The 26,394-nt window shown below is 51.2% G+C and carries 21 protein-coding genes and 2 pseudogenes; 20 read left to right on the top strand and 3 right to left on the bottom strand.

Features of this window, described 5'->3' with window-relative positions; all coding sequences use genetic code 11:
- Positions 1-88: 88 nt before the first annotated feature.
- A complete protein-coding gene (locus BUA39_RS08760; RefSeq protein ID WP_072792847.1) occupies positions 89-1,033 on the bottom strand; it encodes a LysR family transcriptional regulator in 945 nt (314 codons plus the stop codon).
- Between the two features lie 116 nt (positions 1,034-1,149).
- On the opposite strand from BUA39_RS08760, the gene BUA39_RS08755 reads away from it, so the two are divergent.
- The 7 genes from BUA39_RS08755 to atzF are packed head-to-tail and all read left to right on the top strand — an operon-like array spanning position 1,150 to position 7,457.
- A complete protein-coding gene (locus BUA39_RS08755; RefSeq protein ID WP_072792846.1) occupies positions 1,150-1,977 on the top strand; it encodes a transporter substrate-binding domain-containing protein in 828 nt (275 codons plus the stop codon).
- A gap of 32 nt (positions 1,978-2,009) precedes the next feature.
- Positions 2,010-2,654: an amino acid ABC transporter permease gene (locus BUA39_RS08750; protein WP_165610507.1), complete on the top strand. Its 645-nt coding sequence runs from the start codon at positions 2,010-2,012 to the stop codon at positions 2,652-2,654.
- A complete protein-coding gene (locus BUA39_RS08745; protein WP_072792844.1) occupies positions 2,644-3,360 on the top strand; it encodes an amino acid ABC transporter permease in 717 nt (238 codons plus the stop codon). Before BUA39_RS08750 ends, BUA39_RS08745 begins: the two co-directional genes overlap by 11 nt.
- Complete coding sequence (locus BUA39_RS08740; protein WP_072792843.1) at positions 3,357-4,133, top strand: amino acid ABC transporter ATP-binding protein; 777 nt, start codon at positions 3,357-3,359, stop codon at positions 4,131-4,133. Before BUA39_RS08745 ends, BUA39_RS08740 begins: the two co-directional genes overlap by 4 nt.
- A gap of 21 nt (positions 4,134-4,154) precedes the next feature.
- The gene (locus tag BUA39_RS08735; RefSeq protein ID WP_084604845.1) at positions 4,155-5,027 is read left to right on the top strand and encodes a DUF1989 domain-containing protein; all 873 of its coding nucleotides are present in this window, start codon (positions 4,155-4,157) and stop codon (positions 5,025-5,027) included.
- A 10-nt stretch (positions 5,028-5,037) separates the two neighbouring features.
- Complete coding sequence (locus BUA39_RS08730; protein ID WP_072792841.1) at positions 5,038-5,670, top strand: urea amidolyase associated protein UAAP2; 633 nt, start codon at positions 5,038-5,040, stop codon at positions 5,668-5,670.
- Complete coding sequence (atzF, locus tag BUA39_RS08725) at positions 5,670-7,457, top strand: allophanate hydrolase (protein ID WP_084604843.1); 1,788 nt, start codon at positions 5,670-5,672, stop codon at positions 7,455-7,457. Before BUA39_RS08730 ends, atzF begins: the two co-directional genes overlap by 1 nt.
- Positions 7,458-7,700: 243 nt before the next feature.
- Here atzF and BUA39_RS16805 read toward each other — a convergent pair whose 3' ends face one another.
- Positions 7,701-7,853: a hypothetical protein gene (locus BUA39_RS16805; RefSeq protein WP_165610506.1), complete on the bottom strand. Its 153-nt coding sequence runs from the start codon at positions 7,851-7,853 to the stop codon at positions 7,701-7,703.
- A gap of 134 nt (positions 7,854-7,987) precedes the next feature.
- Between BUA39_RS16805 and BUA39_RS16800 the strand changes: the two genes are divergently transcribed.
- From BUA39_RS16800 to BUA39_RS08700, 3 genes and pseudogenes are all read left to right on the top strand, one after another.
- On the top strand, positions 7,988-8,134 hold the full coding sequence (locus tag BUA39_RS16800) for a hypothetical protein (protein ID WP_165610505.1): 147 nt from the start codon (positions 7,988-7,990) through the stop codon (positions 8,132-8,134).
- A gap of 509 nt (positions 8,135-8,643) precedes the next feature.
- A pseudogene (locus BUA39_RS16975) lies at positions 8,644-9,740 on the top strand (IS3 family transposase).
- Between the two features lie 192 nt (positions 9,741-9,932).
- Positions 9,933-11,110: pseudogene (locus tag BUA39_RS08700) on the top strand (IS3 family transposase).
- 131 nt (positions 11,111-11,241) lie between these two features.
- Here BUA39_RS08700 and BUA39_RS08695 read toward each other — a convergent pair.
- On the bottom strand, positions 11,242-12,729 hold the full coding sequence (locus BUA39_RS08695; RefSeq protein ID WP_072792838.1) for an aldehyde dehydrogenase family protein: 1,488 nt from the start codon (positions 12,727-12,729) through the stop codon (positions 11,242-11,244).
- Positions 12,730-13,511: 782 nt separating this feature from the next.
- Here BUA39_RS08695 and BUA39_RS08690 point away from each other — a divergent pair.
- From BUA39_RS08690 to pdxR, 10 genes are all read left to right on the top strand, one after another.
- Positions 13,512-13,853: a cupin domain-containing protein gene (locus tag BUA39_RS08690; RefSeq protein WP_072792837.1), complete on the top strand. Its 342-nt coding sequence runs from the start codon at positions 13,512-13,514 to the stop codon at positions 13,851-13,853.
- Between the two features lie 142 nt (positions 13,854-13,995).
- Positions 13,996-15,396 (top strand): FAD-dependent oxidoreductase, encoded by a 1,401-nt coding sequence (locus tag BUA39_RS08685; protein ID WP_072792836.1) that lies wholly within the window; start codon positions 13,996-13,998, stop codon positions 15,394-15,396.
- 154 nt (positions 15,397-15,550) lie between these two features.
- Positions 15,551-17,176 carry an extracellular solute-binding protein gene (locus BUA39_RS08680; protein WP_072792835.1) on the top strand — a complete coding sequence of 542 codons (1,626 nt, stop codon included), beginning with the start codon at positions 15,551-15,553 and terminating at the stop codon, positions 17,174-17,176.
- Positions 17,177-17,356: 180 nt separating this feature from the next.
- The gene (locus BUA39_RS08675; protein ID WP_242648565.1) at positions 17,357-18,118 is read left to right on the top strand and encodes a carbohydrate ABC transporter permease; all 762 of its coding nucleotides are present in this window, start codon (positions 17,357-17,359) and stop codon (positions 18,116-18,118) included.
- Positions 18,115-19,065, top strand: coding sequence for a carbohydrate ABC transporter permease (locus tag BUA39_RS08670; protein ID WP_072792834.1), 951 nt, complete (start codon positions 18,115-18,117; stop codon positions 19,063-19,065). Before BUA39_RS08675 ends, BUA39_RS08670 begins: the two co-directional genes overlap by 4 nt.
- A gap of 4 nt (positions 19,066-19,069) precedes the next feature.
- Positions 19,070-20,179 carry an ABC transporter ATP-binding protein gene (locus BUA39_RS08665; protein ID WP_072792833.1) on the top strand — a complete coding sequence of 370 codons (1,110 nt, stop codon included), beginning with the start codon at positions 19,070-19,072 and terminating at the stop codon, positions 20,177-20,179.
- On the top strand, positions 20,176-21,246 hold the full coding sequence (locus BUA39_RS08660; RefSeq protein ID WP_072792832.1) for an ABC transporter ATP-binding protein: 1,071 nt from the start codon (positions 20,176-20,178) through the stop codon (positions 21,244-21,246). Before BUA39_RS08665 ends, BUA39_RS08660 begins: the two co-directional genes overlap by 4 nt.
- Positions 21,247-21,291: 45 nt before the next feature.
- Positions 21,292-23,436, top strand: coding sequence for a molybdopterin-containing oxidoreductase family protein (locus BUA39_RS08655; protein WP_072792831.1), 2,145 nt, complete (start codon positions 21,292-21,294; stop codon positions 23,434-23,436).
- A gap of 19 nt (positions 23,437-23,455) precedes the next feature.
- Positions 23,456-23,773 (top strand): ferredoxin family protein, encoded by a 318-nt coding sequence (locus BUA39_RS08650; RefSeq protein WP_072792830.1) that lies wholly within the window; start codon positions 23,456-23,458, stop codon positions 23,771-23,773.
- Between the two features lie 945 nt (positions 23,774-24,718).
- Positions 24,719-26,203 carry a MocR-like pyridoxine biosynthesis transcription factor PdxR gene (gene pdxR / locus BUA39_RS08645; RefSeq protein WP_084604841.1) on the top strand — a complete coding sequence of 495 codons (1,485 nt, stop codon included), beginning with the start codon at positions 24,719-24,721 and terminating at the stop codon, positions 26,201-26,203.
- Positions 26,204-26,394: the final 191 nt, after the last annotated feature.

Below are 26,394 nucleotides of genomic sequence, written 5' to 3'. Positions count from 1 at the left end.
GGGTTGACCATCTTCAGGTCCGGGCGATAGTCCGCCAGCCCCGGAAAGCATCATCCAGATGCATCGGTCGTCGATCATGCGCCAACAATCAAATTTGATCTCCCAGTTGATGCTGATCAATTGCATGCTCTTCTTTCATGCATTTCATTAGGAACTCTAACGATCTAGAAGGTGCGCGCGATCGAAGTCGTGCGAACACAAATTTCCGCTCTGCTGTCAGGCGCTCCGAGCGAGGCACCAGTGCAAGTTCATGATCTGGACCCGAAATATGTGGTAATGTGTGCATTGGCAGCAATCCCACATGCCGTCCGGCCGCAAGCAGAAGCGCGAGCGAATCCAGTCCCCTCGCCCGTGCAATAGGGCTGCGAATCGGCAGCTTCTCAAGCACTGACGCTTCAAACGCCCTCTCTTCGGAACGTACGGCAAGCCCAAAACCAATTTGCCCCAGATCCTCGGGGCTGGTGATATCAGCCAGTGCCGATTTCGCGCCGCACAATACGAAATACTCACTAAATAATGGCATTGTTTCAAACTTGGCTTCTTCGATCGGCAATCCGACAACACACGCGTGCAAGTCGCGATCTGCGACCTTGCCCAGTAGACTGCTTGGCGGGGCAGTTTCGATTTGAAGAGAAACATCCGGAGCTGCTTCTTGAAATTTGGCAATGCTTTCGATAAGACGTGCTGCTGGGTTTGTCAGGCAGTGATCCGACACTCCAATCCGCAGGGTACCACGGAACTTGGAGCGCGCGCTGGTCAAACGGCAACGCACTTCTTCCATCGAATCTTCCAATTTGATTCCTGCATAGAAGACATTGCGGCCCAGTTCGGTCAGTGCAAAGCCGGTCCTTCCGCGATGACATAGTGTACCGCCTAAGCGAGTCTCCAGTGACTTAACATGACGACTAATAGTGGAGCGGTCTAGTTTCAGCCTAGCCTCGGCGGCACTGATGCCTCCAGCTCTTGTCACTTCGGTGAAAACACGAATTAGCTCAAGGTCTTGCGAATGTATCTGCAGCCGATTCAGTCTCATATCGCCTCATTAAGTTGTGTGAGATGCAAGTAAGCGTGCAGTTACTTGCACTTTTCACATCATACCGGACGGTTAACGATCAGACCACCCTAGTTTACTCAACAGAGGACTATTCGATGAAATCGATCATTTCCACATCATTGCTCGCGGCAAGCTTAGCTCTGCCGGTCCAGGCCGAATCCACTTTTGAAAGCATCAAGTCGAGTGGGAGCGTAACAGTCGCGACTGAAGCGGCATTTCCACCCTTCGAATTTGTCGAGGACGGCAAAATCGTAGGGTATGGAAAAGATCTTCTAACTGAAATCGTGACTGAATTGGATGTAGAACTGGAACAGCTTGACCTGCCTTGGCCTGGGGTCCTGCCGGGCTTGATTGCAGGAAAGTTTGACTTTGTCGCTACAACCGTCGCAATCAACGAGGAGCGCGCCAAAAAATACGCCTTTACGATGCCTATTGCTGATGGTCAGCCCTATTTCGTGACGCGTAAGGGTGAAACACTGTCCTCGGAAGACGATCTTGCAGGTCTGAAGGTGGGAACGCAACTTGCCTCGTTTGCCGAACCGATCGCGCGGGCTCTGGACGAACGCCTGTCCGCCAAAAGCCAAGGCTACGCCGAGTTGAAGCTTTACCCCACGTTCCCTGATGCCTATGTCGGGCTTGCATCCGGCGAAGTAGACGCTGTCATCCAGGCACTGCCTTCCTTGGCAGTGCTGGTGCGTGACCGGCCGAATCTCTTTGAACTTGGACAGCCAGTGACCACCGGGGTTGAGTACACTTATCTGGCTTGGGTGACGCGCCCTGCAGATCTCGATCTCCGCGACTATCTTTCAGCCAAGCTCAAAGAGATGCGCGACGACGGTCGTATGGGAGAGTTTCAGAAGAAGTGGTTCGGCTTTGAAATGGACATCCCGACCGAAGGCTATCTGCCAGAAGGGGCGTTCTAAAACCGATGCGCTTCGAGTCAGAGATATTTGTAATGGCACTGCCCCAGGTTTTGGTGGCAGTGCTAACCAACGCTTGGCTGGCTGTTGTAATTTGCTTTTTCGCGCTAATCACCGGCGCCCTTTTGACGGTTGTTAGGACGTTCAAGGCCAAATTAGTGAACAAGATTGTGTCTTTATTCATATCCTTCATTCAGGGAACACCAATCCTAGTACAGATTTTTCTAGCCTATTATGCCCTTCCCGCGGTGGGCTTGAACCTTTCGGCAATCAGCGCCGGCATTCTAGCGTTAACTGTAAATTCGTCAGTGTTCATTACGGAAATCTTTAGAGGCGGTTTGCGCAACCTTGAGGACGGGCAAATCGAAGCGGCGGCGACACTTGGGCTTAAACCATTTCACATCTGGCGCTTAGTGATCTTTCCTCAATTGCTGCGCGTCTGCATTCCCATGCTCGTGAGCGAGAGCAGTATGGTTCTGAAGGCCACCGCGCTTCTTTCAGTAATTACTGTTGTAGAAGGTCTGCGCGTCGCGCAGCAGATAGGTGCTAGTGAGTTTAGTCCGTTCGAGCCCTATCTCGCAGTCGGGGCCGCTTTCGCCGCAATTTACCTGGTGATCGTTGTGATCGGAAAATTGCTTGAATCCCGACTTGCGTTGATCGGAGGGCGTCATGAATCTTGATTCGAACGTTATTCTTGGAAATTGGCTCCTCTTTGTACAGGGGCTTGGGATCACTGTTTTTGTCTGCACCATTTCCGTCGCCTTTGGTTTTGCGGCGGGAATCTTGTTCGCCTCGATGGTCAAATTTCCTTCCCCGCCTGTGCGATGGGCCGCCGGCACAATGCTCGTTTTGCTCCGCGGCGTGCCGTTCATCGTGATCGTTTTCGTTTTACATTTCGGACTGTTGTCAGCAGGGCTGCAACCGTCACCGATGGTGAGCGGCATCTTTGCACTCTCGCTCTTTGCTGGCGCCTATTTTGCTGAGATGTTCCGCGGTGCGCTTGATGCAATTCCGACTAAACAATGGGAAAGCGGTCAGGTCGTCGGCATTAGCCGATTTCAGACACTTATTCACATCATTATACCGCAGATGATCCCGCCATCCATCCCGGCAACTGTCAATATCACGATCATGACGATTAAGGAAAGCTCGGTTATCAGCGCAATTACCGTAGGTGAACTTACCTATCAGGGGCTGGTTGTTCAGGGTAGAACCTTCGCGCCTTTCGAAGTCTTCGCCACCATCGCACTGTTTTACTGGGGCATCACATTCACCGCCGCGAGTTTGGGTCGTTGGGCTGATCGCCGTCTTGGTAAAAAACAAGGCGGCAACGTTCGGCGGAGCAAATTAGGTTTGAAATTCCTTGAGTTGGAGGCCAAACCATGAGCAATCAACCTCGTGATATCATTTTTGCGGCCGAGAACTTATTGAGAAGGGCTGGAAACCTTCGCATTCTCGATGATGTCTACCTTGATATTGAGCGCGGTGAATGCTTGGGCGTGATTGGCCCCTCGGGCAGCGGCAAAAGCTCCTTACTCAGGGCTATGGCAATGCTGGACCCATTAGATGACGGCTTTATGCTGCTTAACGGCCTGCCAATTGGAAAGGGACGAACAAAAGACGGACTCGTATTTCGCCCTGACAAAGCCGCACGGTTAAAGGCGCGTCTAAGTATCGGCATGGTCTTTCAGGACTTTCAACTGTGGCCGCACCTTAGCGTTAAGAGGAATATTGAGCTCGCCCAGGAAATTTCGCTCGGGATCGCACCGGAAAAAGCGGCGCAAGCTGCGCAAAACCTGATGCACCGACTCAAAGTGTCCCATCTTGGTAAGGTTTTTCCCAACAACCTGTCCGGTGGTCAGAAACAGCGGGTTGCGATTGCGCGCGCCTTGGCGTTGAAACCTCAGGTCTTGTTGTTTGACGAGCCGACTTCGGCGTTAGACCCAGAACTTGTCAATGAGGTTTCCCAGCTCTTTATGGAACTCAAGAAAACAGGCCTGACGCTTGTTGTTGTGTCCCATGAGATGGATTTTCTAGGACGGGTCTGTGACCAGCTCGTCTTCATGGACCAGGGCAAAATTATTGCTCAAGCTGACCCCAATACGATGATGCGACAAAGCCAAAACGAAAGAGTGCGGCGGTTCTTTCAGACCCTTTAGCTCTCTAAAGAGAAGTGACCGATGTTTTATCTCTACCACCTATATTTAGAAAACGACCCAGGAGATGCAGATATGCTATCACCCAACATCTCACAAAATGAAACGCCTGAACAGCGCTATTACCGACTGAAGGCTGAAGGCAGTGAAGGTAAAAGCACATTCCCTGAACTTCAAAAGGTGGAGCGCCTAAAACCTCTACCGGAGATCCCGGAGGCGAATTACCTGTTTCAGGATCAAGTGCCCTCGAGGGGATATTGGTCAGGCCATCTTCGGCGCGGCGACGGACTGCGATTGGTCGCAGACAAGGCCACAGGCATTGCTACAAATTTCTGGAATCAGAATGACCGGTCCGAGCGCTTCAACCCTGGCGACACAATCAAAGTGCAATGGACGAGTGACATTACTGTCGGTCGTGCACTTTTGTCGGACATGGGGCGCGCAATGGCCTCTATCACCACAGATACGTTCGGCAAATCCGATTGCCTTGCTGGAGCGTCTTCACCCGACCGGGACACACCTGAGGAGTGGGCTGACAGCCAGTCGCATTTCCGCCGCGCCTGCCTAAAGAACGGACTGGACAAGCGAGATGTCGGCCCCGTGATCAATTTCTTCTCGCCGGTTAGCGTTGATAAAGACGGTAGGATTTTTTGGAATGCCCCATCAAAACAGGGCCCGTTCACACTCGACCTCAGGGCCGAGATGGATCTATTCGTCGTGCTCACCAATTGTCCCCATCCGCTGAGCCCCGATCAAGAAGCTGGAGGCTTGACAGTTACCCACTTTGCACCCGCCGCATGCTCTGAAACCGACTTAACACGGACGGGAACGCCCGAAGCCATTCGCGCTTTTGAAAATACTGACGCACTCTTCGGCCAGCGCAAACGCAAATCTTGAGGACCATACAATGCTTGATCAAACTAAACCCAAATCTGCCTTCACGTACCACATCCCTGCAAATGTCGGTTGGTCCGGTGTCATCAAAAAGGCGCAGAGGATTCGCATTGTGGACCTTCACGGCCAGCAGGCGGTCGACACTCTCTTTTACAATGCCGAAGACACAGCTGAGCGCTATTCGGCCCAAGACACAGTAAGGGCACAAATGTCGCCCTATGTCACTACTGGGTCCAGACTCATGTCTAACGAGGGCAACGTGATGCTGACTGTGTTGGATGATAGCGTTGGCCATCACGACACATCCGCTGGGGCCTGCTCATGCGAGGCGAACACGGTCCGCTTTGGGCACGAGGTTCGCCATTTGCACGCTTGCCGTGATAACTTTGTGATCGAAGCGGCCAAATGGGGTATGGAGAAGCGAGACATCGTTTCCAATATCAATTTCTTCATGAATGTGCCGATAGATGAAAACGGCGCTCTTGCCATTGTTGATGGCCTCTCAGCACCCGGTAACTATGTTGAACTGCGCGCCGAGATGGATTTAATTTGCCTGATATCGAACTGCCCGCAAATCAATAACCCCTGCAACGGGTTCAACCCTACACCGGTCGAGGTTTTGATCTGGACTCCGGAGGACGCCTGATGGATTTGCAGATTTCCCGGATAAATGCGCTTTATGCATCTGGCGAAGAAACCGTTGTTTCTTTGTTGACCAAGGTATTAGCGAATGTTGATAGCTATGCCGACAAAGCTGTATTCATTTCACGTGTCGCCCATAATGATGTTCTAAAGAGAGCCGCGGAACTCGACGCCCTTCCTCCAGAAAAGCGAGGCCGGTTATATGGTGTCCCCTTTGCAGTGAAAGACAATATCGAGGCAGCGGGATTGCCGACGACCAAGGGTCTCGCCACACCGCAACCTATAGCTCAACGCAATGCTCCCGTCGTTCAGCGCGCCCTGGACGAAGGCGCAGTGCTGATCGGGAAAACCAATCTCGATCAATTCGCTACAGGTCTCGTTGGGGTGCGCTCTCCTTACGGGGCACCGCGTTGCGTGTTTGACGATCACATGGTATCTGGTGGCTCAAGCTCCGGTTCCGGGGTCGCGGTGGGGGCGCACCTTGTGTCTTTCGCTTTTGGCACCGATACAGCTGGTTCCGGTCGTGTGCCAGCAGGCTTCAACAATGTGGTGGGCGTGAAGCCAACAAAAGGGATCTTATCCGCTACTGGCGTCTTTCCCGCCAATCGGAGCCAAGATTGTGTGTCTGTGTTCGCTCTATCGGTGACGGATGGTGATCTTGTGCGCCAGATTAGCCAAGGCGTGGATCCTGAAGATCCATATTCTCGCTCAGCGCATCAAGTGGCTCTGCCCCTGGGAAAGCTGCGCATCGGCATTCCAAATTCTTCGAGCATCGAGTTCTTCGGCGACAAGGAGGCAGAGCGGGAATTTGACCGGGCTTGCGAAGCCTTACGCACGCAGGGGCATGATATTGTGCCTTTCAATTTCGATCCCTTTGCGCAAACTGCGCGTCTACTATATGAAACCGCGTGGGTCTCCGAGCGCACACATGCCTTGCAACCTTGGCTTAATGGAGCCGAGGACGAGTTGCATCCGACTACGCTGAAAATCGTCGGCGGCGGCTTACAGTATAGCGCAGTGGACGCCTTTGACGCAATTTACAAAGCCGCTGCTGCCAAGCAGAAGCTTGCAAGTGTCTGGGATAATTTTGATGTCATGCTTCTGCCCACAACACCTACTTTTTTTTCGGTTGCAGAATTAGAAGAAGAGCCGATCAAGCGCAATTCACAGCTTGGATATTACACCAATTTCGTAAACCTTCTAGACTTGGCAGCTTTGGCAATTCCTGCTGGCTTCCGCGCCGACAAACTGCCCTCTGGGGTCACCCTTGTTGCCCCAGCCTTCACAGATTGCGACCTGGCTCGTATCGGGGCCGAATTTCATGCGTATTTGTCGCCTGTATCAGGGCGCGATAAAATCAAGATTGATACCTCGCAGTGCATTCCCCAATGCCCGGAAAGTTTCTTGGACATCGTTGTGGTTGGCGCTCACCTTGAAGGTATGTCTCTGAACAAGGGCCTGACTTCGCGTGGCGCTGTCTTTGTAAGTGCAGAAAAGACAGCCCGCGAATACCGTTTCTATGTATTGTCGGATGAAAAACGCCCTGCTTTGGTGTATGAGCCCGGCTTTGACGGTCCAGGTATCGACTGTGAAATCTGGCGCATACCAAAGGTAAATATCGGCGATTTTCTCACAACAATTGATCCGCCTTTAGGCCTAGGTAGCGTCAAACTATCGACCGGCGTATTTAGGAACGGATTTATTGCGGAATATCAAGCGATCAAAGGTGCAAAAGATATTACTGAATTCGGAGGATGGCGAAGTTTCAAATCGGCCGAAGTTGTCTCATGAGCGGTGATGCCGCGCACGCAAAATTCCTTCATAGTCAGAAATCGTTGAGTCGATGTATTTTAGTTAATCAGCGTGGCGGCGCGCGTCACTCTTTGTAGCTCCGCGTATCTGGAATACGTTTGTGAAGTTTGAACAAGGGATCGGCTGCGTCGGAAGGTGTTCTCATTGGCAAGCAGCTCAAGCTGAGAACGCCATCCTTGATAGCGCCGCCCGGAATACCGCCATTTTCGCAGCCTTCGACGGTTATTGCAGCCCGATCACCATCTGAGCGTGCCGATCTGCCAGCCATGTATCCGGATCAAGCGGCACGGACAGCTGAACATTCTCCGCCGCCTCGCCGCCTGGACGACCAACACCCGATTTAGATACCCAAAGCGCCTGAATTGCTTCAGCCACATATCGCCCGACCGAAAAGCGTCCCGCAGATGAAAACACGCTGCCACTTCCCAAAGACGCCTGCCTCCGGTTTCTTGATTGTCCAAATGCCGATGCCGTGTGGATGTCCGACGTAGGAAATCCCTTGGTTGGTCATGCCTCGTACCGCTCTGGATCAACGCCGTCGCCTCTATGAGAGGCAAGGCTATATTGGCACCTTCTACATTCAGAAGGCACAGCATTCGCCGGATAGAGCGCCTGAATCTATTGTGCCCCTGAAAGACGTGCGCAATCGGATCTGACGACAACGTATCAGACAATCTCGCGGCAATGGCGGCCAGATCAGGCAGATGCTCCCAGCTCAGACTGCCTTCGACGGCTTTTCCAAAGATGTGCCGTCCTCTTTGGCTTCCAGGAGCGCGGCACCCAAATCCCGAAAAGATCGGACGGTCTGTTGAACTGCCGATCTGGCATTCTCCACACGGACCGTGCAAAGCCGCCGCCCTTAGCGCTAGGTCTTTCCGTGTATTTTGCTATCGGCGCCGAATGCGAGCAGTTTCTACAGAGCTTCGGGCTATGAACATCACAGCGGTGCCTATTTGTTGCTAAACGTAGCCGAATTCAGTTTCGGTTTCGAGAACTTGTTTTATCAAGCTAAGCATCCACTGATCGCGAAACCGGCATAGATCACTGACCGTATTCCTTTAACGCTGATTAAATGCCCGCTGCTATGACCTGCTGCCCGCAATCTGGACCGTTCTGAGCTGGAATTTTTCAATTATGATCCCGAGAGTGGGAGAAGGAGAGTTCCATGAAGAAGAGCAAGTTTACGGAAGCGCAAATCGCGTTTGTGTTGAAGCAAGTCGAGGAGGGCACGAGCATTGCTGAGGTTTGCCGCAAGACCGGGATTGCGGAAGCCACGTTTTATAACTGGCGCAAGTAGTATGGCGGGCTGATGTCTTCTGAGATGAAACGTCTCAAGATGTTGGATGAGGAGAACCCGGGGTTGAAGCGTCTGGTGGCTGACCTTTCTTTGGATAAGGCAGTGTTGCAGGACGTTATCAAACGAAAGCTCTGAGTCCTGCCCGTCGCCGAGAACTGGTCGATGATCTCCGCGCCGTTTGGGGCGTCAGCATCCGGCGTGCCTGTGGCGTGTTGCGGGCACATCGCTCGACCTACCATTACAAGGCACACGGCGACGAGCAGGCCGAACTCAAAAACCGTATCAAAGAGATTTCAGAGACGTTTGTGCGCTATGGCTACAGGCGCACCCACGTCCTGTTGGGGCGCGAAGGGTGGCTGGTGAATGCCAAGCGTGTCTACGTCTCTACAACGAAATGGGCCGGCAACTGCGGAACAAAACGCCGAAACGCCGGGTCAAAGCCAAGCTCCGGGAGGATCGTGTGGAAGCAACTCAAAGCAATGAGACTTGGGCAATGGACTTTGTGCACGATCAACTGGTCACAGGCCGCAAAATCCGCGTGCTGACCATCGTGGACACCTTCTCGCGGTTCTCGCCTGCGACTGATCCGAGGTTCAGCTACCGAGGCGAAGATGTTGTCCAGATGCTTGAGCGAATATGCGGCAAGGTCGGATCCCAAGTCCATTCGTGTCGATCAGGGATCGGAGTTCGTCTCGCGTGACCTGGATCTTTGGGCCTACCAGCGTGGCGTCGTTCTGGACTTCTCTCGGCCAGGCAAACCGACAGATAACGCCTTCATCGAAAGCTTCAACGGCAAGTTCCGAGCAGAATGTCTGAACCCGCACTGATTCATGAGCCTTGACCACGCCCGGTCAAAAATGGAGGAGTGGCGTAGGGACTACTACTAAGTGCGTCCTCACAGCGCAATCGGAAACAACCCGCCGATCTCGCTGATGAATGGCTCAGAAACGCAACAAGCACCCTGAGCCCCAACCCCTGGAAAATCTCTAGCCGGGTGGTCCGAACAAGGGGAGCGGCTCAGTTTGCTACTTCAAAAGCAAGAGCGAAATCTGTCACAATAAATTAGTATTGCCGTTCAATTTGGATCTAACAAATGGACCTGTCGCTGTTTGATGCTGCTCCTTTGATAGCATTTATTGCAGCAAAGGAGATGAACTATGGGACTGAAACGGACGGACGAATTCCGGGCTGATGCGGTGCGTATCGCGCTGGCCAGTGGGCTGACAAGGAAGCAGGTGGCATCGGATTTGGGCGTCGGCCTATCGACGCTAAACAAATGGATTACGGCGCACCGCGACACTGATGTTGTGTCCGACAAAGACTTGGACCTCGCCCGCGAAACTGAACGGCTTCGGCGCGAGAACCGTATCCTGAAGGACTTGCAAGGATCAGGAAACAGTCTGGGGGACTGTTTTCCCGCAGCAAGAGGGATATTCTAAAAAAGGCCGCGGCCTTCTTCGCGAGCCAAAAGCCATGAGGTTCCGGTTCATTGAAGAGCATGGCCGCGAATTCCCGACCAACCGCCTTTGCAAGGTTCTGGATGTCAGCGAACGTCGCCTGCGTGCCTATCGTCACCGTCCAGCCAGTCAAAGGCAGCGGACCGAAATGATCGTTCTGGCGCATATCAAGGAGCAATCCCGTCTCAGCCTGGGCAGCTATGGTCGGCCACGGATGACCGAAGAGTTGAAGGAGATGGGCCTGAACATTGGCCATCGCCGTGTCGGTCGACTGATGCGTGAGAATGGCATTCGCGTTGAAAGGTCGAGGAGATACAAGGTGACGACCGATAGCAACCATGCTTTCAACATCGCACCTAACCTGTTGAACCGAGACTTCCGCGCCGACCGCCAGAACCAGAAATGGGCGGGCGACATCAGCTATGTGTGGACCCGAGAAGGATGGCTGTACCTCGCGGTGATTTTGGATTTGCATTCACGGCGGGTGATTGGCTGGGCAGTCAGCAATCGGATGAAACGTAATCTTGCGATAAGGGCTTTGAAAATGGCCGTGGCACTCCGTCAGCCTCCCAAGGGCTGCATCCACCACACCGACCGTGGCAGCCAGCCAATACTGCTCTCACGACGACCAGAAGCTGCTGCGTCAGCATGGAGTCCAGGGGTCGATGAGCGGCAAGGGCAACTGCTATGACAACTCCGCCGTCGAGACGTTCTTCAAAACGATCAAAGCTGAGCTGATTTGGAGACCGTCATCGCAGACGCGTAGAGAATCTGAGTTGGCCATCTTCCAGTACATCAACGGCTTCTAAAATCCGCGCCGCAGGCACTTAGCACTGGGCTGGAAAAGCCCGGTCGCTTTCGAACGGAAAGTGGCTTAAACGAGCATTTGGAGCGGCACAGAAACGGGACAGGTCCAAAAAGCATATCTTCCTGACGAGCCATGGCCAGTTAAATAGCAGCAGGCTATTACTGGCCATGGTATTAGATGGGTCCCTATTTTTGAGCGGCTCTAGAGAGGGCGAACAACTGATTGACGACGGTAGTAGTCTTCAAGAGTGTCGGCGCCGAGCACACCGCCGCCACATCCGCTGAGGTTACAACCGCCGTAAGAAACGCCATGGTTGAAGAGGTTGTGGCCGTTGATCCAAGAGTTACCAGCGACAAGTTTCTCGGACACGCGCTTCGCGCGGTCTAGATCAGTCGTCCAGACGCTGTTTGCAAGTCCGTACGGGCTACTGTTAACCAATTCAATAGCTTCGTCTTCGTCCTTGAAGGTCATGATATATGCGACCGGTCCGAAGATTTCCTCACGGGCAGCAATATTCTCGGGTGAACCACCTAAGAGGGCCGGCTTGATGTAGAAGCCGTCGTGACCAGGAACTTTCTCTTCACCGCCAGCAAGGTAGATTTCAGCACCTTCTTTTGCTGCGCGTTCAAGATAGCCGAGGACCCGGCTTCGCTGTTTTTCGCTGACGACAGGGCCGATTTGGGAAGCTTCTTCGCCACCATAGCCGATCTTCATCCCTTTCATTTCTGCAACAGCTTTATTGATGAACTCTTCAGCAATGTTTTCATGAACAAGCCAGCGAGAAGCAGTGCAGCATACCTGACCCGCATTCAGAGTAATGGCGCCAACCAAACCTTTTGCAGCCTGATCTACGTCGACGTCATCAAAGACTACTGCGGCACCTTTGCCACCAAGTTCCAGCTTGGCCGGTGTGAGATTGCTGGCACAGGCCTCTGCAACCATTTTACCTACCTCTGGTGAACCAGTGAATGACATGCGGTTGATGTCTGGGTGCTTAGCAAGAGCTGCACCCGCTGTCGCACCGCCGCCGGTGACCACGTTCACTACGCCGTCAGGGACACCAGCTTCAGCTGCCAATTTCGCGAAGTATAGTGCCGTCAGAGGCGTTTCTTCTGCGGGTTTGATGACAACAGTATTGCCAGCTGCAAGTGCAGGCGCGACGCCCCAACCCAACAGCAAGAACGGGAAGTTCCATGGGAAGATGAATCCACAGACACCATAGGGGAGGCGTACCGACCAAGCGTCGCTGCCCTCGACGTTAAATGGCACGCGAGGTTCAATTTCTGCACTCAGATCAGCATAGTAGCGGAAGGTGCCGACAGTATGAGGAATGTCAAAGGCGAGGGCCTGTTCTCTCGGCTTGCCTACATCCTTGGATTCGAGTTCACCAAGAATGGCTGTGTCACGCTCAATTAGATCCGCCAACTTGTTGATAATCTTCGCACGGTCTTTTGACGGCATGGTTGCCCAGCCCGACTTATTGAATGCCTCTCGGGCCGCCTTGACGGCAATATCAATATCTTCAGCGCCGCCATCGGCAAGTGTTGCAATGGGCTCACCCGTGCCTGGGTCAAAAGTCCGGAAAGTACCGCTAGATTTCGCATCGACCTGTTTGCCGCCGATTGCCAGTTTTAGTGGAGATGCCAAAAACCCGCGCACCTCCGAAGTAACTTTCTCCATCATGTTCATCTTAGTTCCTCCTCCAGGAATTTTTCGAAGTAATTTGGTCGTTTTCTACGTTTTGCCTTCAGATCGCATGCGTCGTCGTACGTATCAGTATGCCGCGAACAAGCCCGTCACAGCCTCAACCGCATAGCTTGGGCGAGGCTGTTTCAGGTTTGGCAACCCGTCTGCTGCAAATTTAGGCAAGGGAATCTGGTTTTGAGAAGAGCCAAAAACGTAGATTTTCATGGAGCCAAATACGGAATGGGAAAAATCCCCTGGTGCCGCGAAGGCAGGCTCCAGAATAGTGAGCGGCCTAGCGAGGCGCAGCCGCATGAGAAGAATCTTGGCTGCGAAGTCAAAAAAGCGACTTCTCCGATGAAGTTGAACACTGACCTATTATTGATGCAACAGCTTCTTCGAGCACCCATCAAGTAGATCGCCAATAAGCATATATTTTAGGCATCCAGGACTGCTTAAAGGCAAAATATGGGCATTGTTTGAAATACGGAAAAGACGGCAAAGGCTCCTCGATATCCGCGTTCTTTCTAATGGATTCAGCAGAGTGTGAAGCGACGCACAGAAGACACGGACTCAGGACAATTTAGGGATACTCCGAGCAGCAGGTCTCAGTGGGCAAAAACATTGGCACCATAAAAATGCTGCATCTTGGACCTTTTCAGGACCAAGATTCGGATGTTCTCTATAAGCTGCGAATGTGAGGCTGCTGACCATATTCCATTTCGGATGATCCTTGGGTCCCAGCCTTGAAGAGCCAACTTTGTAATAACGTAGGGATACATAGTACGATGAAAGTGGAAAAGATTGCAGGCGTGACAACTGGTGAGATACCGGCGCTGCCCGCCCCAAACGAAAACGCGCAGGGGAAAGACGTGGCTACGGCTAACTCCGGCGGGAATCCTCTCACGCTCGGTATGTTCCGAATGTCAAAAGGTGAAGCGCTTCCGTACAGCTACGCATTTGATGAATTCAAAGTGGTTCTCGAAGGAGAAATCACGGTTGCCGACGATCAGGGTAACTCGACTGACTTCGTGGCTGGCGACGTGATGAAGTTCGGTAAGGATACAAACGTAACCTTCTCAACAAAGTCGTCGGCCTTGATGGTCTACGTTGCTCAACGCGACCAATAGGCGTTTGGTTTTAATAACGTTCAATTCTGCGGAGGCTGATTGTGAACTGGAATGCTTGCAAGAGGTGCCAACAGGCTAAAGGGATGGGCTGGGAAGTCCAACTCTTTTGCAACGCATTAACAACAGCACGCGGGGAGGACTCATGTCATATAATGTTGCGATAATCGGAAGTGGCCCTTCGGGATTCTTTGCTGCGGAGGCGTTACTCGCGGCCGAGATGGGTGTCCGTGTCGACATGTTTGAGCGGCTGCCCGTGCCATTTGGCTTGGTAAGGTTTGGTGTTGCTCCTGATCATCAGAAACTGAAATCCGTAATTTCTGTTTTTGAAGAAATAGCGAAAGACCCCAACTTTTCTTTTTTCGGCAATGTTGAAATAGGAAGAGATATTGATGTTGCGCAGCTGAGAGCGACCTATGACGCGGTTATCGTTGCTACGGGTGCCAATTCCGGACGGAAACTTGGAATTGTTGGAGAGGATCTGGTTGGGAGCTTCTCGGCTCCAGAATTCGTCGGCTGGTACAACGGTCACCCTGATTTCCAAGATCTTGAAGTAGATCTTTCAAATCCTACGGCAGTCATTATTGGCAATGGAAATGTGGCACTTGATGTGTGCAGGATACTTGCAAAGAGCGTGGAAGAGCTTAGCGAGAGTGATATCTGCGATCATGCCTTGCAAGTCTTGGCTAAAAGCAAAGTCAAAGACATCTATCTAGTGGGGCGGCGTGGTCCTGTACAAGCCAAGTTTACACTAAAAGAGCTCCGGGAATTTGGTCAACTTGACGTTGCACAGCCTATCGTTATTCCAGACGAACTGGAACTCAATGATGCATCGACAGAAGAGCTTGGCGCACCTGCAAATTTTGTTCGGAAGAAAAACCTAAGCATCCTAAACGATTTCGATGTCGAGGGTTCTGAGTCTAGCAAGCCCAAAAGGGTTCATTTCAGGTTCAATCTGTCTCCGAAAAAGATCGCGGGAACAGAACGCGTCGAAGAAGTCCTTTTTGAAGAAACCCGACTTTCGGGGCCCGCGTTTGTGCAAAAGGCCGAACCTACTGGAAAGGAAGTTTCAATTCCGGCCGGTCTGGTAGTGTCGAGTGTTGGGTACCGTGGCTCAAAAATCCCAGGTGTCCCGTTTGATCAATCTTCTGCAACGATCCCGCATCTTGACGGTCGTGTGAGAGATGAGAGCGATGAGATTGTTCCGGGATTGTACGTGGTCGGTTGGATAAAGCGCGGCCCGAGTGGCGTTATTGGGACCAATCGCGCCTGTAGCGTCGACACAGTATCTGCTGTTTTGGACGACTTGAGAGCAGAGACTCGCAAGGATGAGGAGCTCGGCCGCCGTGACGCGCTAATCAAATCATTGTCGGAGCTTCCAACGGACTACGTTGATTTTTCCCGTTGGGAAAGGATTGACACACTGGAGCGCGAAGAAGGCGCTCGCCGCGGAAAACCGCGTGAAAAATTTACCAGAGTTCAATCAATGCTCGACGTTTCGCAAGATGCAGAGGCCTCAAGCTTTTCCACAAGTAGAACGGCTTAGGGGGAGAATTGGAAAGCAAATTTCAGTGATTGCAGCCGTATAGTCCGCGCCGAGACGCGTAGATAAATACCGAACGTATTTCGAGGCGGATCATTGCGGGACAAGAGAACGCAGAGCGACATGATTGCCTGTATAATAGGGAGCTAGACAAAAAATGACTGACAAAACATCACAACAAGAGCCCACCAGAAGGGCATTTTTGCAGACATCAACTGCTGCTGTTGCTGCAACTGGTCTGGGTGGCCTTGGCAACTTCATTGCTACGCCAGTTTTTGCAGATGGCCTTGCCGCCGGCATGACCGGAGGGCCAACTGGTTTTGAAGGAGCCGAGCGGTTCCAATACAATGGCGAGATGTCCGAAGGCCGGGCGATCGAAGGCATCAAAGCGCTGCAAGCAGCGGGCAATGCTCCGCAGAAGATCCGAATCCTGTTGCCCGAAGGGACAATTGATCAGCTCAAGCAGCCGTTCCGCGACGGCGCAACTGCCCCGATAGATGTTTGGACCCGCGAAACTGGTGTCGAGATTGAAATGGTCGGCGCTCCGGTGGCTGATATCTTCAAGAAAGTTATTCAAGACGTCACAACGACGGGTGGATCTTTTGATATCTACACAGGGCCTTGGAATTCGACAGGCGATTTGGTTGCGTCAGGTGGTGCCTATGATGTTTCCGAGTTTGTTGAAAAGTATCAGCCCGACTGGGGTGACCCTGAGCGTGGCTTGCCAACGCAGGAACTCGTGAAGCTGCTCTATACGTATAACGACAAGTTCTATCCTATTGCCTTGGATGGGGATTTCCTCACCTGGTATTATCTGAAGGGTATTTACGACAAGCCTGAAGTCCAGGACGCTTTTGCAAGTGAAGTCGGACGAGAATTGGTTGCGCCCAACACCTGGAAAGAACACGACGAAATCGCCAAGTTCTTCACGGGTAAGGACTTCGGCAACGGAACCATGTATGGCAACGGCATCTTGATGAGCCGCTTCTGGGGGCTTCCGTCCTTCTATATGCGCCTTGCCTCGATGGATACGCCGAATCATCATTTCTTCACGGAAGATGGAGAGCCAAACCTCAACACAGATCTTGCGATCCAATGTGCGGAAGAACACGTGCGTTCTTTGGAGTGGTCACCGCCAGATGCGCTCAGCTTTACTTTTGTTGAAGGCTGGTCATCATTATGGAATCTCCAAGTACCAAGTATCTGTACTTACACTGCAATTGCAAAATTCGGCGACGGCAACAAAGCAGACGGGTCGAAAAAGTCCAACGCGTCTGGCTTGATGGCGACACACAACCCGATTGGTCGGAAGCACGGTGACCACATCAACCGCCGTTCGATCTTACACTACAGTATTAGCGGATGGGTGTCTTCAACTTCACAGAATGCTGAAGCCGCATACCTCTTCCTTCAGTGGCTAAGCTCTACGAGGACTTTTTCACTCATCATGGCAAGCCCGACCGGATATTTGGATCCAATGCAGCAAGCCAATTTCGATGAGCCATTGGTTGCATCCAACTACCAACAATATGCCATGGAGACCATTCCTTACACCGTTGCGCGGTCCGTTCCAGGTATCAATTTTGGGGGCCAAACAGCATTGGACAATGCGCTGGACGAAGAAATTCAGGCTGCATTGACTGGTCAGAAAACTGCAAAGCAAGCAATGGATGCTGCTCAGGGGAAATGGGAACAGATCATTCGTCGACAAAAGCGAAAAGGCATTGTCGAAGCGATCCAGGCCAGCCGAAAAACATGGCCTACAATTGTCGACCCGATCTGATTAATCGGCAGGGCCGCCTATTTGGTGGCCCTGCTCCGGCCTGATGAAGGGTCCATTGTTAAGACCCACAAAACGAGGAGTGTAACCATCAAACGTTCTTTTCGCTCTCTAGCTGTGAAATACGCATTGTTACTGCTGGCATGTGCCGTTGTGATGTATCCTCTTTTTTGGATGATAACCATGGCGTTCAAACCATTTGACGAATGGACAACCGGCAGTGGCCTTACATGGCTTCCACAAAATGCAACCTTGGGTAATTTTGAATACCTTTTCTATGGCCAGACTGAAGGTCTGGTAGTCACTTTGGACCGCACGATAGGAGGTCCGCTATGGGCCAGCCTTGTGACATCGACATGTGGTACCATAATAGCTGTGGTAGCAGGCACACTTTCATCCTACGCCGTGGTTCGCTTTAACATTCTGCCGTCGCTGGCATTATCTGTCTTGCAGCTTCGACTGTTTCCACCGCTTGCAGTCATGATTCCGGTTATGGTGATGTGGGCATTTATTGGTGGTGTCGATACCTGGTGGGGATTGTCACTGATTTATGGTATCGTCACTTTGCCATTTGCCTTCTGGCTCATGAAGACTTTCTTCGACGAAGTCCCAATTGAGATCGAAGAAGCAGCACGAGTTGCTGGAAGTTCGTATTGGCGAGTTTTCTATCGGATTACCTTGCCGATTGTAAAACCTGGTTTGGCAACATGTGTATTGTTTGTCTTCATATTGAACTGGTCTGATTACCTTTTGGCATTGCTTCTTACACAGAAGGAATGGGTAACGTTGCCAGTTTACATGAACACACTCAACACCGCGCTTGGCGAGATGTATGGAATGAAGGCCGCTTTAGGTTTCATTGCAGCAATCCCCCCAATCTTCCTAGGGCTGCTCATTCAGAAGCACCTAGTCCGTGGGCTTACGTTTGGAGCACTGAAACAATGACAGAGTTGTCAAGCAATACATCAGCATCGTTGGCGTCCAACGTAGGTGAAAAACGTGGTTATTGGTCGAGGGTCGGCCGTGATGGTCGGAAGCTCGGGAAGTGGTTCGTAGCGCCAACTGTGGCTCTGCTTATCTTCATCGTTATCTTTCCGCTTCTGATGCAGCTATATCTTAGCTTCACTTGGTGGACACCACTGGACGGTGTGCCGTGGTATCAGGCCTATGAAAGTTTCAACTGGGGTGAGAACTATCTCATTCTGGCATATGATCCGGCCTTTTGGGCAGCTTTATGGAGGACTGCAATGATCATGCTGGTCGCTGTGCCAGCGCAATTTTTCCTTGGCCTGGGTTTGGCCTACCTGTTCATAGACAAGTTTCCCGGGCGGAAAGTTTTCTACTCTATTGTCTTGACCCCGATGATGGTTGTGCCAGCGGTCGTTGGTTTGATGTTCTTCCTGCTGTTCCAAGGCACAGGACCCGTTAATGACTCCCTCGGTCTCCCTGCCAGCTTTTCGTGGCTCACTGATCCCAATCGCGCATTAATTTCGGTGATTATCGCTGACACTTGGCAGTGGACGCCCCTTATGTTCCTTATCTTGCTGGCGGGCATGTTGGGTGTGCCATCGGATCAGCTCTTGGCGGCCCGGCTCTTGGGAGGAAGCAACTGGCAGAACTTTTACAAAATTATTTTGCCGCGCATGAAGTCTGTTATCGCAATTGCTATCGTTTTAAGGTTGGTTGAATGTTTCAAGATATTCGATCTGATCTTCATCATGACGAGTGGTGGACCCGGCGTAGCCACAGAGACAATTTCGCTGTTCCTCTACAAGAAGACTTTCGCTGATCTGGATTGGGCTTACGTAGGCGCCGTCGGACTGGCTGTCTTGATCGTACTCAGCCTTATCGCTGCATTCGGGCTCAGTCGCGTTGCAAAGAATAAGGGATAAGCGGATGTCATCAATTCAAATTAACAACGTAACCAAACGTTTCGGTGAATTTACCGCAGTAAGCGATCTGTCGATAGATATCGAAGACGGGGAATTTGTCGCTCTTCTTGGCCCATCAGGCTGTGGAAAGACAACAACAATGAATATGATCGCCGGTTTGGAGGAAGCCACCGAAGGCGAAATCCTTTTCAATGGGCAGGACCTGTCGCATACGCCTATTCAACAGCGCAACATCGGGTTCGTGTTTCAGAACTATGCGATCTTCACGCACATGACCGTTTACAAGAACCTGTCTTACGGTCTTGAAGTCAACAATGTGCCAAAGGATCAAATCACCAGCCGTGTAGCGGCGATGGCGAAGAGGATGAACCTGACCCATTGTCTGGATGCGCCAGCCGCAAGTCTTTCTGTGAACGAGATGCAGAAACTGGCGATTGGGCGATCTGCGATTGCTGAACCGCGGATTTTCCTTCTGGATGAACCTTTGTCAAATCTCGATGCAGGGTTCCGCGCGTATATGAGATCGGAACTGAAGGTACTCCAACGCGAATTCGGCCAGACGATGATATATGTAACGCATGACCAGATTGAGGCGATGAGCCTCGCAGATAAGATTGCGATTATCGATCAGGGAAAACTGATGCAGTATGGTTCACCCCTCGAAGTCTACAATAATCCCTGTAATCGCTTTGTTGCCAACTTTGTGGGTAGTCCAAAAATCAACCTACTTGATGGGCAAATCAAAGGAGCTAATGGGTCAACAAAACTTATTACCCAAGGTGGGGCAGAAGTGGCCCTACAAGGCAAGATCAGTTCTGATTTTGCCAAACTTAAGTCTTCTAAAGGCGGTTCAATCGGTATCCGCCCACAAGACATCTACTTTGGCGAGAAGCGCGCTTCGGACGATATTCAGCTACACGGATATGTCGAGGAATTGGAGCGTGTGGGCCCGAAACGGCTTGTTCACCTTCAGGTACACCGAACTCAAATCGTCGCTGAAGACGAGCGAGACGCATTGTCGATTGGCGATGAAGTCGAATTCTTTCTGACAGCGGACAAATGTATGGCCTTTGATCTTGATTCTGGCGACAGGCTAACTGGGGGCGCAGCATGACTGCTATTGAACTTAGAAAAGCAACCAAGAAATACCCTGGCTTCACTCTTGGCCCGATTGATTTGTCGATAGAGCAGGGGGAGTTTTTTGGGATTTTTGGGCCACCGTCTTCTGGGAAGACCTCGATCCTGAAGCTTATTCTTGGGCTGCTTTCTCAGGATGAAGGGCAGGTCATTCTCAGTGGAGTGGATTGCAAAAACCTTGAAGTGTCCCAACGCGGTATTTCCATGGTTTTTCAAAATCTGGCGCTGTTTCCACACATGACAGGGCGTGAGAACATCATCTTCCCATTGGCTGAAAGAGGTGCGCCGGAAGAGGAGATCACGAACCGTTTGGACTCTGTTTCGGAGGTTCTTCACGTCAGTCACATCCTTCACAAAAACCCGTCTCAGATGTCAGGCGGAGAAAGACAGCGTATCGCCCTTGGTCGCGCCTTGGCAGACGATAGTCGCGCAATCCTGCTCGACGAACCAATTTCTGCCCTTGATGCCCGTCTGCGCGAAAACATGCGCGTCGAGCTCAAGCGCCTGCAGCGCACCAACAACCAGACCTTTGTCTATGTTTCACATGACGAAGAAGAAGTGATGGCGATTTCGGATCGCGTCGCCGTTATGATTGATGGACAAATTGCGCAGGCTGGCGAGCCTGACGTGGTTTACAATTACCCAAATTCAATCCGTGTGGCCGAAGTGATTGGAACGCCGCCAATGAACTTCTTTACAGGTACCTTTTCGGCCGACGGTCGGTATTTCGAGTGTGACAAGCTTACAAAACCAATACCGCTTGCTCGAAAGGTGAGGCCGGGTGAACCAGGGACTCTTGGGGTACGGCCAGAAGATATTCACGAAGATGCGGGCGATGACAGTCACGAGATTTCAATCAGTTCGGTCGAACCTCTTGGAAGTCATACTATTATCAATGCTGAGCTGGGTGAACAGCTGACCAAAATTCGAGCCGAAGGCAGGATCATTAAGCCTGGTGATCACGCTGGACGCGTTACTTTTGATCAACGCCGCCTGCATCTGTTTGACAAAGACGGCATCAGACTTCCCGAAGGCGGAGAATAGCCTGCGGAAAGTCTTTTGATCTCATAATCCTTAGGGAGTGAAAACATGACAAATGTAACTACTACTGTAAGAGGCGCATGCCCTCAGGACTGCCCCGATACGTGCGCGTTCATCTATACCGTTGAGGATGGAAAGTTGAAGGATGTGAAGGGTGACCCTGACCATCCCGTAACACGCGGGCGGCTGTGCACGAAGCTCAATGATTTTGCTGCTCACCACAATAACCCTGATCGTATTTTGTATCCTATGAAGCGAACTGGTCCAAAGGGATCTGGGGAGTTCAAACGTATTTCCTGGGACGAAGCGCTGGAAGAGATCAAGTCACGTTGGACGGGCATTATAGATGAGTTTGGTCCCCAAGCGATCATGCCTGTCCATTATCTGGGCCACCAAGGTGTTCTTAATGGGCTCACTGCAGGGGATGCTTTCTTCAACCGATTAGGGTCGACAATTGCGGAAAAGACATTCTGCGGTGTTGGCAGGGAAATCGGTACACACCTCAGCATCGGAGGGAGTACCGGTGTCGATCCGGAGAGTCTGGTTCACTCGAAATACATTATCCTTTGGGCCGTCAATACGCTGAGCTCTGGTTCGCACCACTGGCCCTTTATCGAAGAGGCGCGCCGTAATGGTGCAAAGGTCGTTGTGATCGACCCGCTCAAGAGCCGGACTGCCGTTCAAAGCGATTGGCACATCCCTATTCGTCCTGGAACCGATGCCGCGCTTGCACTTGGTATGATGAACATCATTATCTCTGAAGGCCTAACCGATGCGGAATATATCGCTCAGCACACTGAAGGTTTCGAGGAACTTGCCGAACGAGCAGCCGAATATCCGGTGGACAAGGTTTCCTCTATTACGGGTATTCCCGAGGCAGATATCCTGACGTTGGCGCGCGAATACGCCGGGAACAACCCATCAGTAATTCGACAAGGCGTTGCAATCGAGCGCCACCGGAATGGCGGGCAGACTGCGCGGGCGATCAGTTGCCTGCCTGCATTAATCGGCGCATGGCGCCATGTGGGTGGCGGTAACCTCGGACTAACTTTGGCACCGTTTGCTCTTGATTGGGATGCAATGTGCAGACCGGATTGGATCAAGGAAGGTGCTCGTGTGATTAACCTGCACAATCTCGGATCGGCTTTGAATGAACTGTCGGATCCGCCGCTAAAGTCTGTGATGATCTACAATATCAATCCCGTTGTGCAGTCTCCAAACACAGAGATGATCAAGAAAGGTCTCTCGAGGGAGGACTTGTTTGTTGTGTCCAGCGAACTCTTTCTGACAGATACTGCAGCCTATGCTGACATCATCCTGCCAGCGACAATGCAGGCCGAGCAGACCGATGTCATGTTCTCATGGGGACACTTTTACTGGACGTACAATCACAAGGCCGTTGAAGCGCCCGGCGAAGCGATCCCCAACACGGAATTGTTCCGTCGACTTGCTGAACTGATGGGATTTGATGAGCCCGAATGGAAGCGAACAGATGAAGAAATGATCCGCGACTATTTGGATTGGGATTCGCCATTTATGGAAGGTATCACTTTGGAAGACCTTCAAAAGAACGGCTATGCCAAAGTGGCGGCAGGGGACAAAGACACCAGAACACCCCATGCGGAAGGAAACTTTGATACGCCTTCAGGAAAATGCGAGTTCAAATCGAATTTGGCTGCAGACGGAACATTTGTGCCGCCGCCATTCAGAGCGGGGTATAACGGACAGCAACTCGCAGGATACATCGATCCGCTTCCAGGATACACTCCCCCGTTTGAGTCTCCTGAAAGTGCACCTGAGCTATCTGAGAAGTTTCCGCTAAATATCATTAGCCCCAAATCGCATGGCTTCTTAAACTCTCAATACGCAAACGAATTCAAGCAATTGCGCAGAGAAGGAGAGCCAATCGTGATCATGAACCCTGCTGATGCCAAGCAGCGCGGAATTGAAGACGGCGACGCCGTTAGCGTTTTCAACGACCGTGGGTCCTTCACTGGTGCGGCGAAAGTGACTGACGATACCATGAAGGGCGTGATTGCGAGTTTTCATGGCCATTGGCAGAAAAAGACTGGCGGCAACGGCAGTCACAAAGGCTCCGTAAATGCAGTAAGCTCTGAACGAATGGCCAATCTTGGCTCTGCACCAACATACTCTGATATTTTGGTTGAAGTCACTAAAATCTCAGCCGTCTAAATCTAGTTAGGAAGAAATAATGCCCTTTGTTGTTACTGATAATTGCACTGGATGTCGCTTTACCGATTGCGTCGAAGTATGTCCTGTTTCTTGTTTCCATGGGGACGACGACCGGGTCTATATAGATCCGGTGGCTTGCATCGACTGCGCCGCCTGTGTGCCCCTTTGCCCCGTTCAGGCAATCTACGAAGATCTGGATCTTCCTGAGGAAAAAGAGCATTGGACAGAGGTTAATGCTGAAAAAGCGCCAACTCTACCCAAAATTATTAAGAAACAGCCTCTCCTAGAGGGAGCGGAAGAGCGTATGGAAGCATTAGGGTTTTCCAGAGACAACTAACGGCAAATAGAATCTTTTCGTTCCAACCAAAAGCTTTAAATAGGCAGATTGCTTTTAATCAAGCAGCGATTGGAGACGGAAACAGGAGACTTTAATTTGAGGAGGATCACCTACGGCAAAGTGAGAGAAGAAAACCTGCGTACACATCGGGAGATGATGATCTAGATGAAATAGGTTCTTAGCTTTAGATAAAGCTTTCGCAATATCGAGATAGTGCATGGTTGTGCTCGATGGAACGGAAGCCGTTGCAATAAAAACTGGGACGTCGGCGTTTTTTGGATTATCGTGACACGGACAAACATTCCGCAGAGTAAACTTTAAGCTGTGGATGGAAATGCTTTGATGCGTCATAATCTACAAGGATAGTAGGTTTGCGAACGCACGAAGTAACACAATCAGGTTCGTTACATAGAGATCGAGCAAATGTTGTTTCAGTCTGCGCAGAAAACTCTGCTGAATTTAGATAGGGGACTTCTTGTGCGATACATTCATTCCGTACGATATGAAATCATTGTGACCAGGCAGGTAGAGTAGAGCGCTTGTATCCGATCTTTTAGTGACGATTCCCGCAATGCGATATGTTGCGAAACTGCGAGGCTTCCAATTCAAACGGAAGAGAAGCCACCTCACAAGTTTTCGCAGCGCCGGCGTTAATTCTTGGATATGGTATCGCCATGCAGCCTAAACGTGTATTCATGCCAAATTGCACTAGAGATAATTGCGTTCTTAAGGCCCCCTTTCAATTTTTTGTAGCATACTTTTCGTGGCGATGTATCGGAGGATTAACTTTGGATGAGAAGTTGGATTTGAGGACTGATCTGCTAGGTGGCGACCCCGTAGACTGCATAAATGGCTTAATAAGATGCTCGAAAAAATTGAGATCTTTTCAAATTCAGTCCAATGTGCGGTGGACCATGAGATTGTGGGGATAACACTTTGGAACTTATGCTCACAATCAACCACGAAGCGGAAGCATCCCTGCAGGTACAAGTGTTTGATCAGATCCGAGACCTGATCTTGTGTGGCCGCCTGCGCGCTGGAATGGCCTTGCCGTCAAGTCGAGCATTAGCAAACCAGTTAGGTGTTTCGCGCAACACAATAATGTTTGCCTACGAACGGCTCGCTGCCGAGGGATATACTGCCTCTCGCGGCACTGCCGGCATGTTCGTCACATCAATTCCTCCAGATGATCTGCTTTTGGTTCGCAACCTCAAAGATGAGCTTGTGCCAACAGATGATATTGAGAATCAATCTAGCGATCCTCTCTTATGTTTTGCCGGATCACCGGGCGGAGAAGTGAATCGGCCGGCTTTCGATTTTTGGGTAGGGCGGTCCGCTGCCGGTGCATTCCCGCTCAAGACTTGGCGCCGAATAGTCGGGGGCATCCTGTCTGCGTCGGATGGCCCTCGATATCTAACCGATTATTGCGATCCTGCCGGTCTGCCAGAACTACGAAAAGCAATTTCTGATCGTTTGGCGCGTAGCCGTGGCATGGATGTCAGCACTGACCAGATCATTGTCACAACTGGCGGACAAGATGCGCTCAATCTCATATTGAGAGTTCTGAGAAACCACACCCGACGGCTTTGTATTGAAAATCCCTGCTATATTGGAGCGTCGTTGTTGTTTCAGCAGGAAGAGCTTCCAATAGAGCCAATTCCTGTCGACGACGAAGGCATCCGAGTAGACTTATTGCCAAACAAGAGGCGAAATCTGCTGTTCGTTACGCCATCCCACCAATTTCCAACCGGTGTAATGATGTCCTTGAGCCGACGTTTGGCCTTGCTAAAGTGGGCGGAGGAAACGGAGAGTTTCATAATTGAAGATGACTACGATAGCGAATTTCGCTACAATGGCCCGCCACTAACGGCCTTATCGGGTCTCGATCGGGGAAGAAGGGTCTTTTATGTTGGATCATTTTCCAAGTCAGTGGGCGCAGGTGTACGGCTAGGCTTTACAGTACTCCCAAGATCTTTCTGGAACGATGCACGTGTATCGAAGGCCCACATGAGCAATGGGCAATCTTGGTTGGAACAGAAAGCGTTGGCCGAATTTATCAATGAAGGGCACTTTGATCGCCACGTTAGGAAACTAAGTCAGATATATAAAGCGCGAAGAGATGTCCTTATTGAAGCCTTGAAAGGCCATTTTGGCGACCCCAAAATTACTGGGCAGGACAGCGGGTTGCACTTCGTTTGGCATTTGCCTGAAGGCATCGGAAGTGGTCAGATTATTCAGGAAAAGGCGCGGTCAATAGGAATAGGAATCTATTCTTTAGCGAGCGGCGCCGCATTTGATTTCAGTGGGGAGCCTCCAGGAAACATGGTAATGCTTGGATACTCATCTTTGACTGAGTCGGAGATATGCCAAGCTATCGCCAGACTAAGTGATTTGCTACGCGATCAGGGCATCTTGAGCCTTGAGAAATAAATTTGACATTAGATTCTTTCAGACAAGAGCGCTCAGGTTTAACCAATCCCAAAATACATCGCCAATTACTGGGAGAGGCTGTATTCTTCATCACCGATTGTAGCATCGAGCTCAGCCGCGACTGCGTCGAGAGCTACCGTCGTCAGAGAAGTTAGGCTGGCTGGCGTCCAAAATTATGTGAGAGTCCGGCG

It is taken from the genome of Cognatishimia maritima, from assembly GCF_900129685.1.
Classification (GTDB): Bacteria; Pseudomonadota; Alphaproteobacteria; order Rhodobacterales; family Rhodobacteraceae; genus Cognatishimia; species Cognatishimia maritima.
This window is presented reverse-complemented; position numbering and strand designations above follow the sequence as displayed.

What these genes read in the sequence shown, in the direction of transcription:
- BUA39_RS08675 (WP_242648565.1), top strand. Translation starts at nt 17,357, where the DNA reads ATGGCGTTCAAACCATTTGACGAATGGACAACCGGCAGTGGCCTTACA.
- BUA39_RS08655 (WP_072792831.1), top strand. Translation starts at nt 21,292, where the DNA reads ATGACAAATGTAACTACTACTGTAAGAGGCGCATGCCCTCAGGACTGC.
- BUA39_RS16800 (WP_165610505.1), top strand. Translation starts at nt 7,988, where the DNA reads ATGCCTCGTACCGCTCTGGATCAACGCCGTCGCCTCTATGAGAGGCAA.
- BUA39_RS08690 (WP_072792837.1), top strand. Translation starts at nt 13,512, where the DNA reads ATGAAAGTGGAAAAGATTGCAGGCGTGACAACTGGTGAGATACCGGCG.
- BUA39_RS08735 (WP_084604845.1), top strand. Translation starts at nt 4,155, where the DNA reads ATGTTTTATCTCTACCACCTATATTTAGAAAACGACCCAGGAGATGCA.
- pdxR (WP_084604841.1), top strand. Translation starts at nt 24,719, where the DNA reads ATGCTCACAATCAACCACGAAGCGGAAGCATCCCTGCAGGTACAAGTG.
- BUA39_RS08750 (WP_165610507.1), top strand. Translation starts at nt 2,010, where the DNA reads ATGGCACTGCCCCAGGTTTTGGTGGCAGTGCTAACCAACGCTTGGCTG.
- BUA39_RS08755 (WP_072792846.1), top strand. Translation starts at nt 1,150, where the DNA reads ATGAAATCGATCATTTCCACATCATTGCTCGCGGCAAGCTTAGCTCTG.
- BUA39_RS08650 (WP_072792830.1), top strand. Translation starts at nt 23,456, where the DNA reads ATGCCCTTTGTTGTTACTGATAATTGCACTGGATGTCGCTTTACCGAT.
- BUA39_RS08740 (WP_072792843.1), top strand. Translation starts at nt 3,357, where the DNA reads ATGAGCAATCAACCTCGTGATATCATTTTTGCGGCCGAGAACTTATTG.
- BUA39_RS08760 (WP_072792847.1), bottom strand. Translation starts at nt 1,033, where the DNA reads ATGAGACTGAATCGGCTGCAGATACATTCGCAAGACCTTGAGCTAATT.
- atzF (WP_084604843.1), top strand. Translation starts at nt 5,670, where the DNA reads ATGGATTTGCAGATTTCCCGGATAAATGCGCTTTATGCATCTGGCGAA.
- BUA39_RS08680 (WP_072792835.1), top strand. Translation starts at nt 15,551, where the DNA reads ATGACTGACAAAACATCACAACAAGAGCCCACCAGAAGGGCATTTTTG.
- BUA39_RS08660 (WP_072792832.1), top strand. Translation starts at nt 20,176, where the DNA reads ATGACTGCTATTGAACTTAGAAAAGCAACCAAGAAATACCCTGGCTTC.
- BUA39_RS08665 (WP_072792833.1), top strand. Translation starts at nt 19,070, where the DNA reads ATGTCATCAATTCAAATTAACAACGTAACCAAACGTTTCGGTGAATTT.
- BUA39_RS08695 (WP_072792838.1), bottom strand. Translation starts at nt 12,729, where the DNA reads ATGAACATGATGGAGAAAGTTACTTCGGAGGTGCGCGGGTTTTTGGCA.
- BUA39_RS08670 (WP_072792834.1), top strand. Translation starts at nt 18,115, where the DNA reads ATGACAGAGTTGTCAAGCAATACATCAGCATCGTTGGCGTCCAACGTA.
- BUA39_RS08730 (WP_072792841.1), top strand. Translation starts at nt 5,038, where the DNA reads ATGCTTGATCAAACTAAACCCAAATCTGCCTTCACGTACCACATCCCT.
- BUA39_RS08685 (WP_072792836.1), top strand. Translation starts at nt 13,996, where the DNA reads ATGTCATATAATGTTGCGATAATCGGAAGTGGCCCTTCGGGATTCTTT.
- BUA39_RS08745 (WP_072792844.1), top strand. Translation starts at nt 2,644, where the DNA reads ATGAATCTTGATTCGAACGTTATTCTTGGAAATTGGCTCCTCTTTGTA.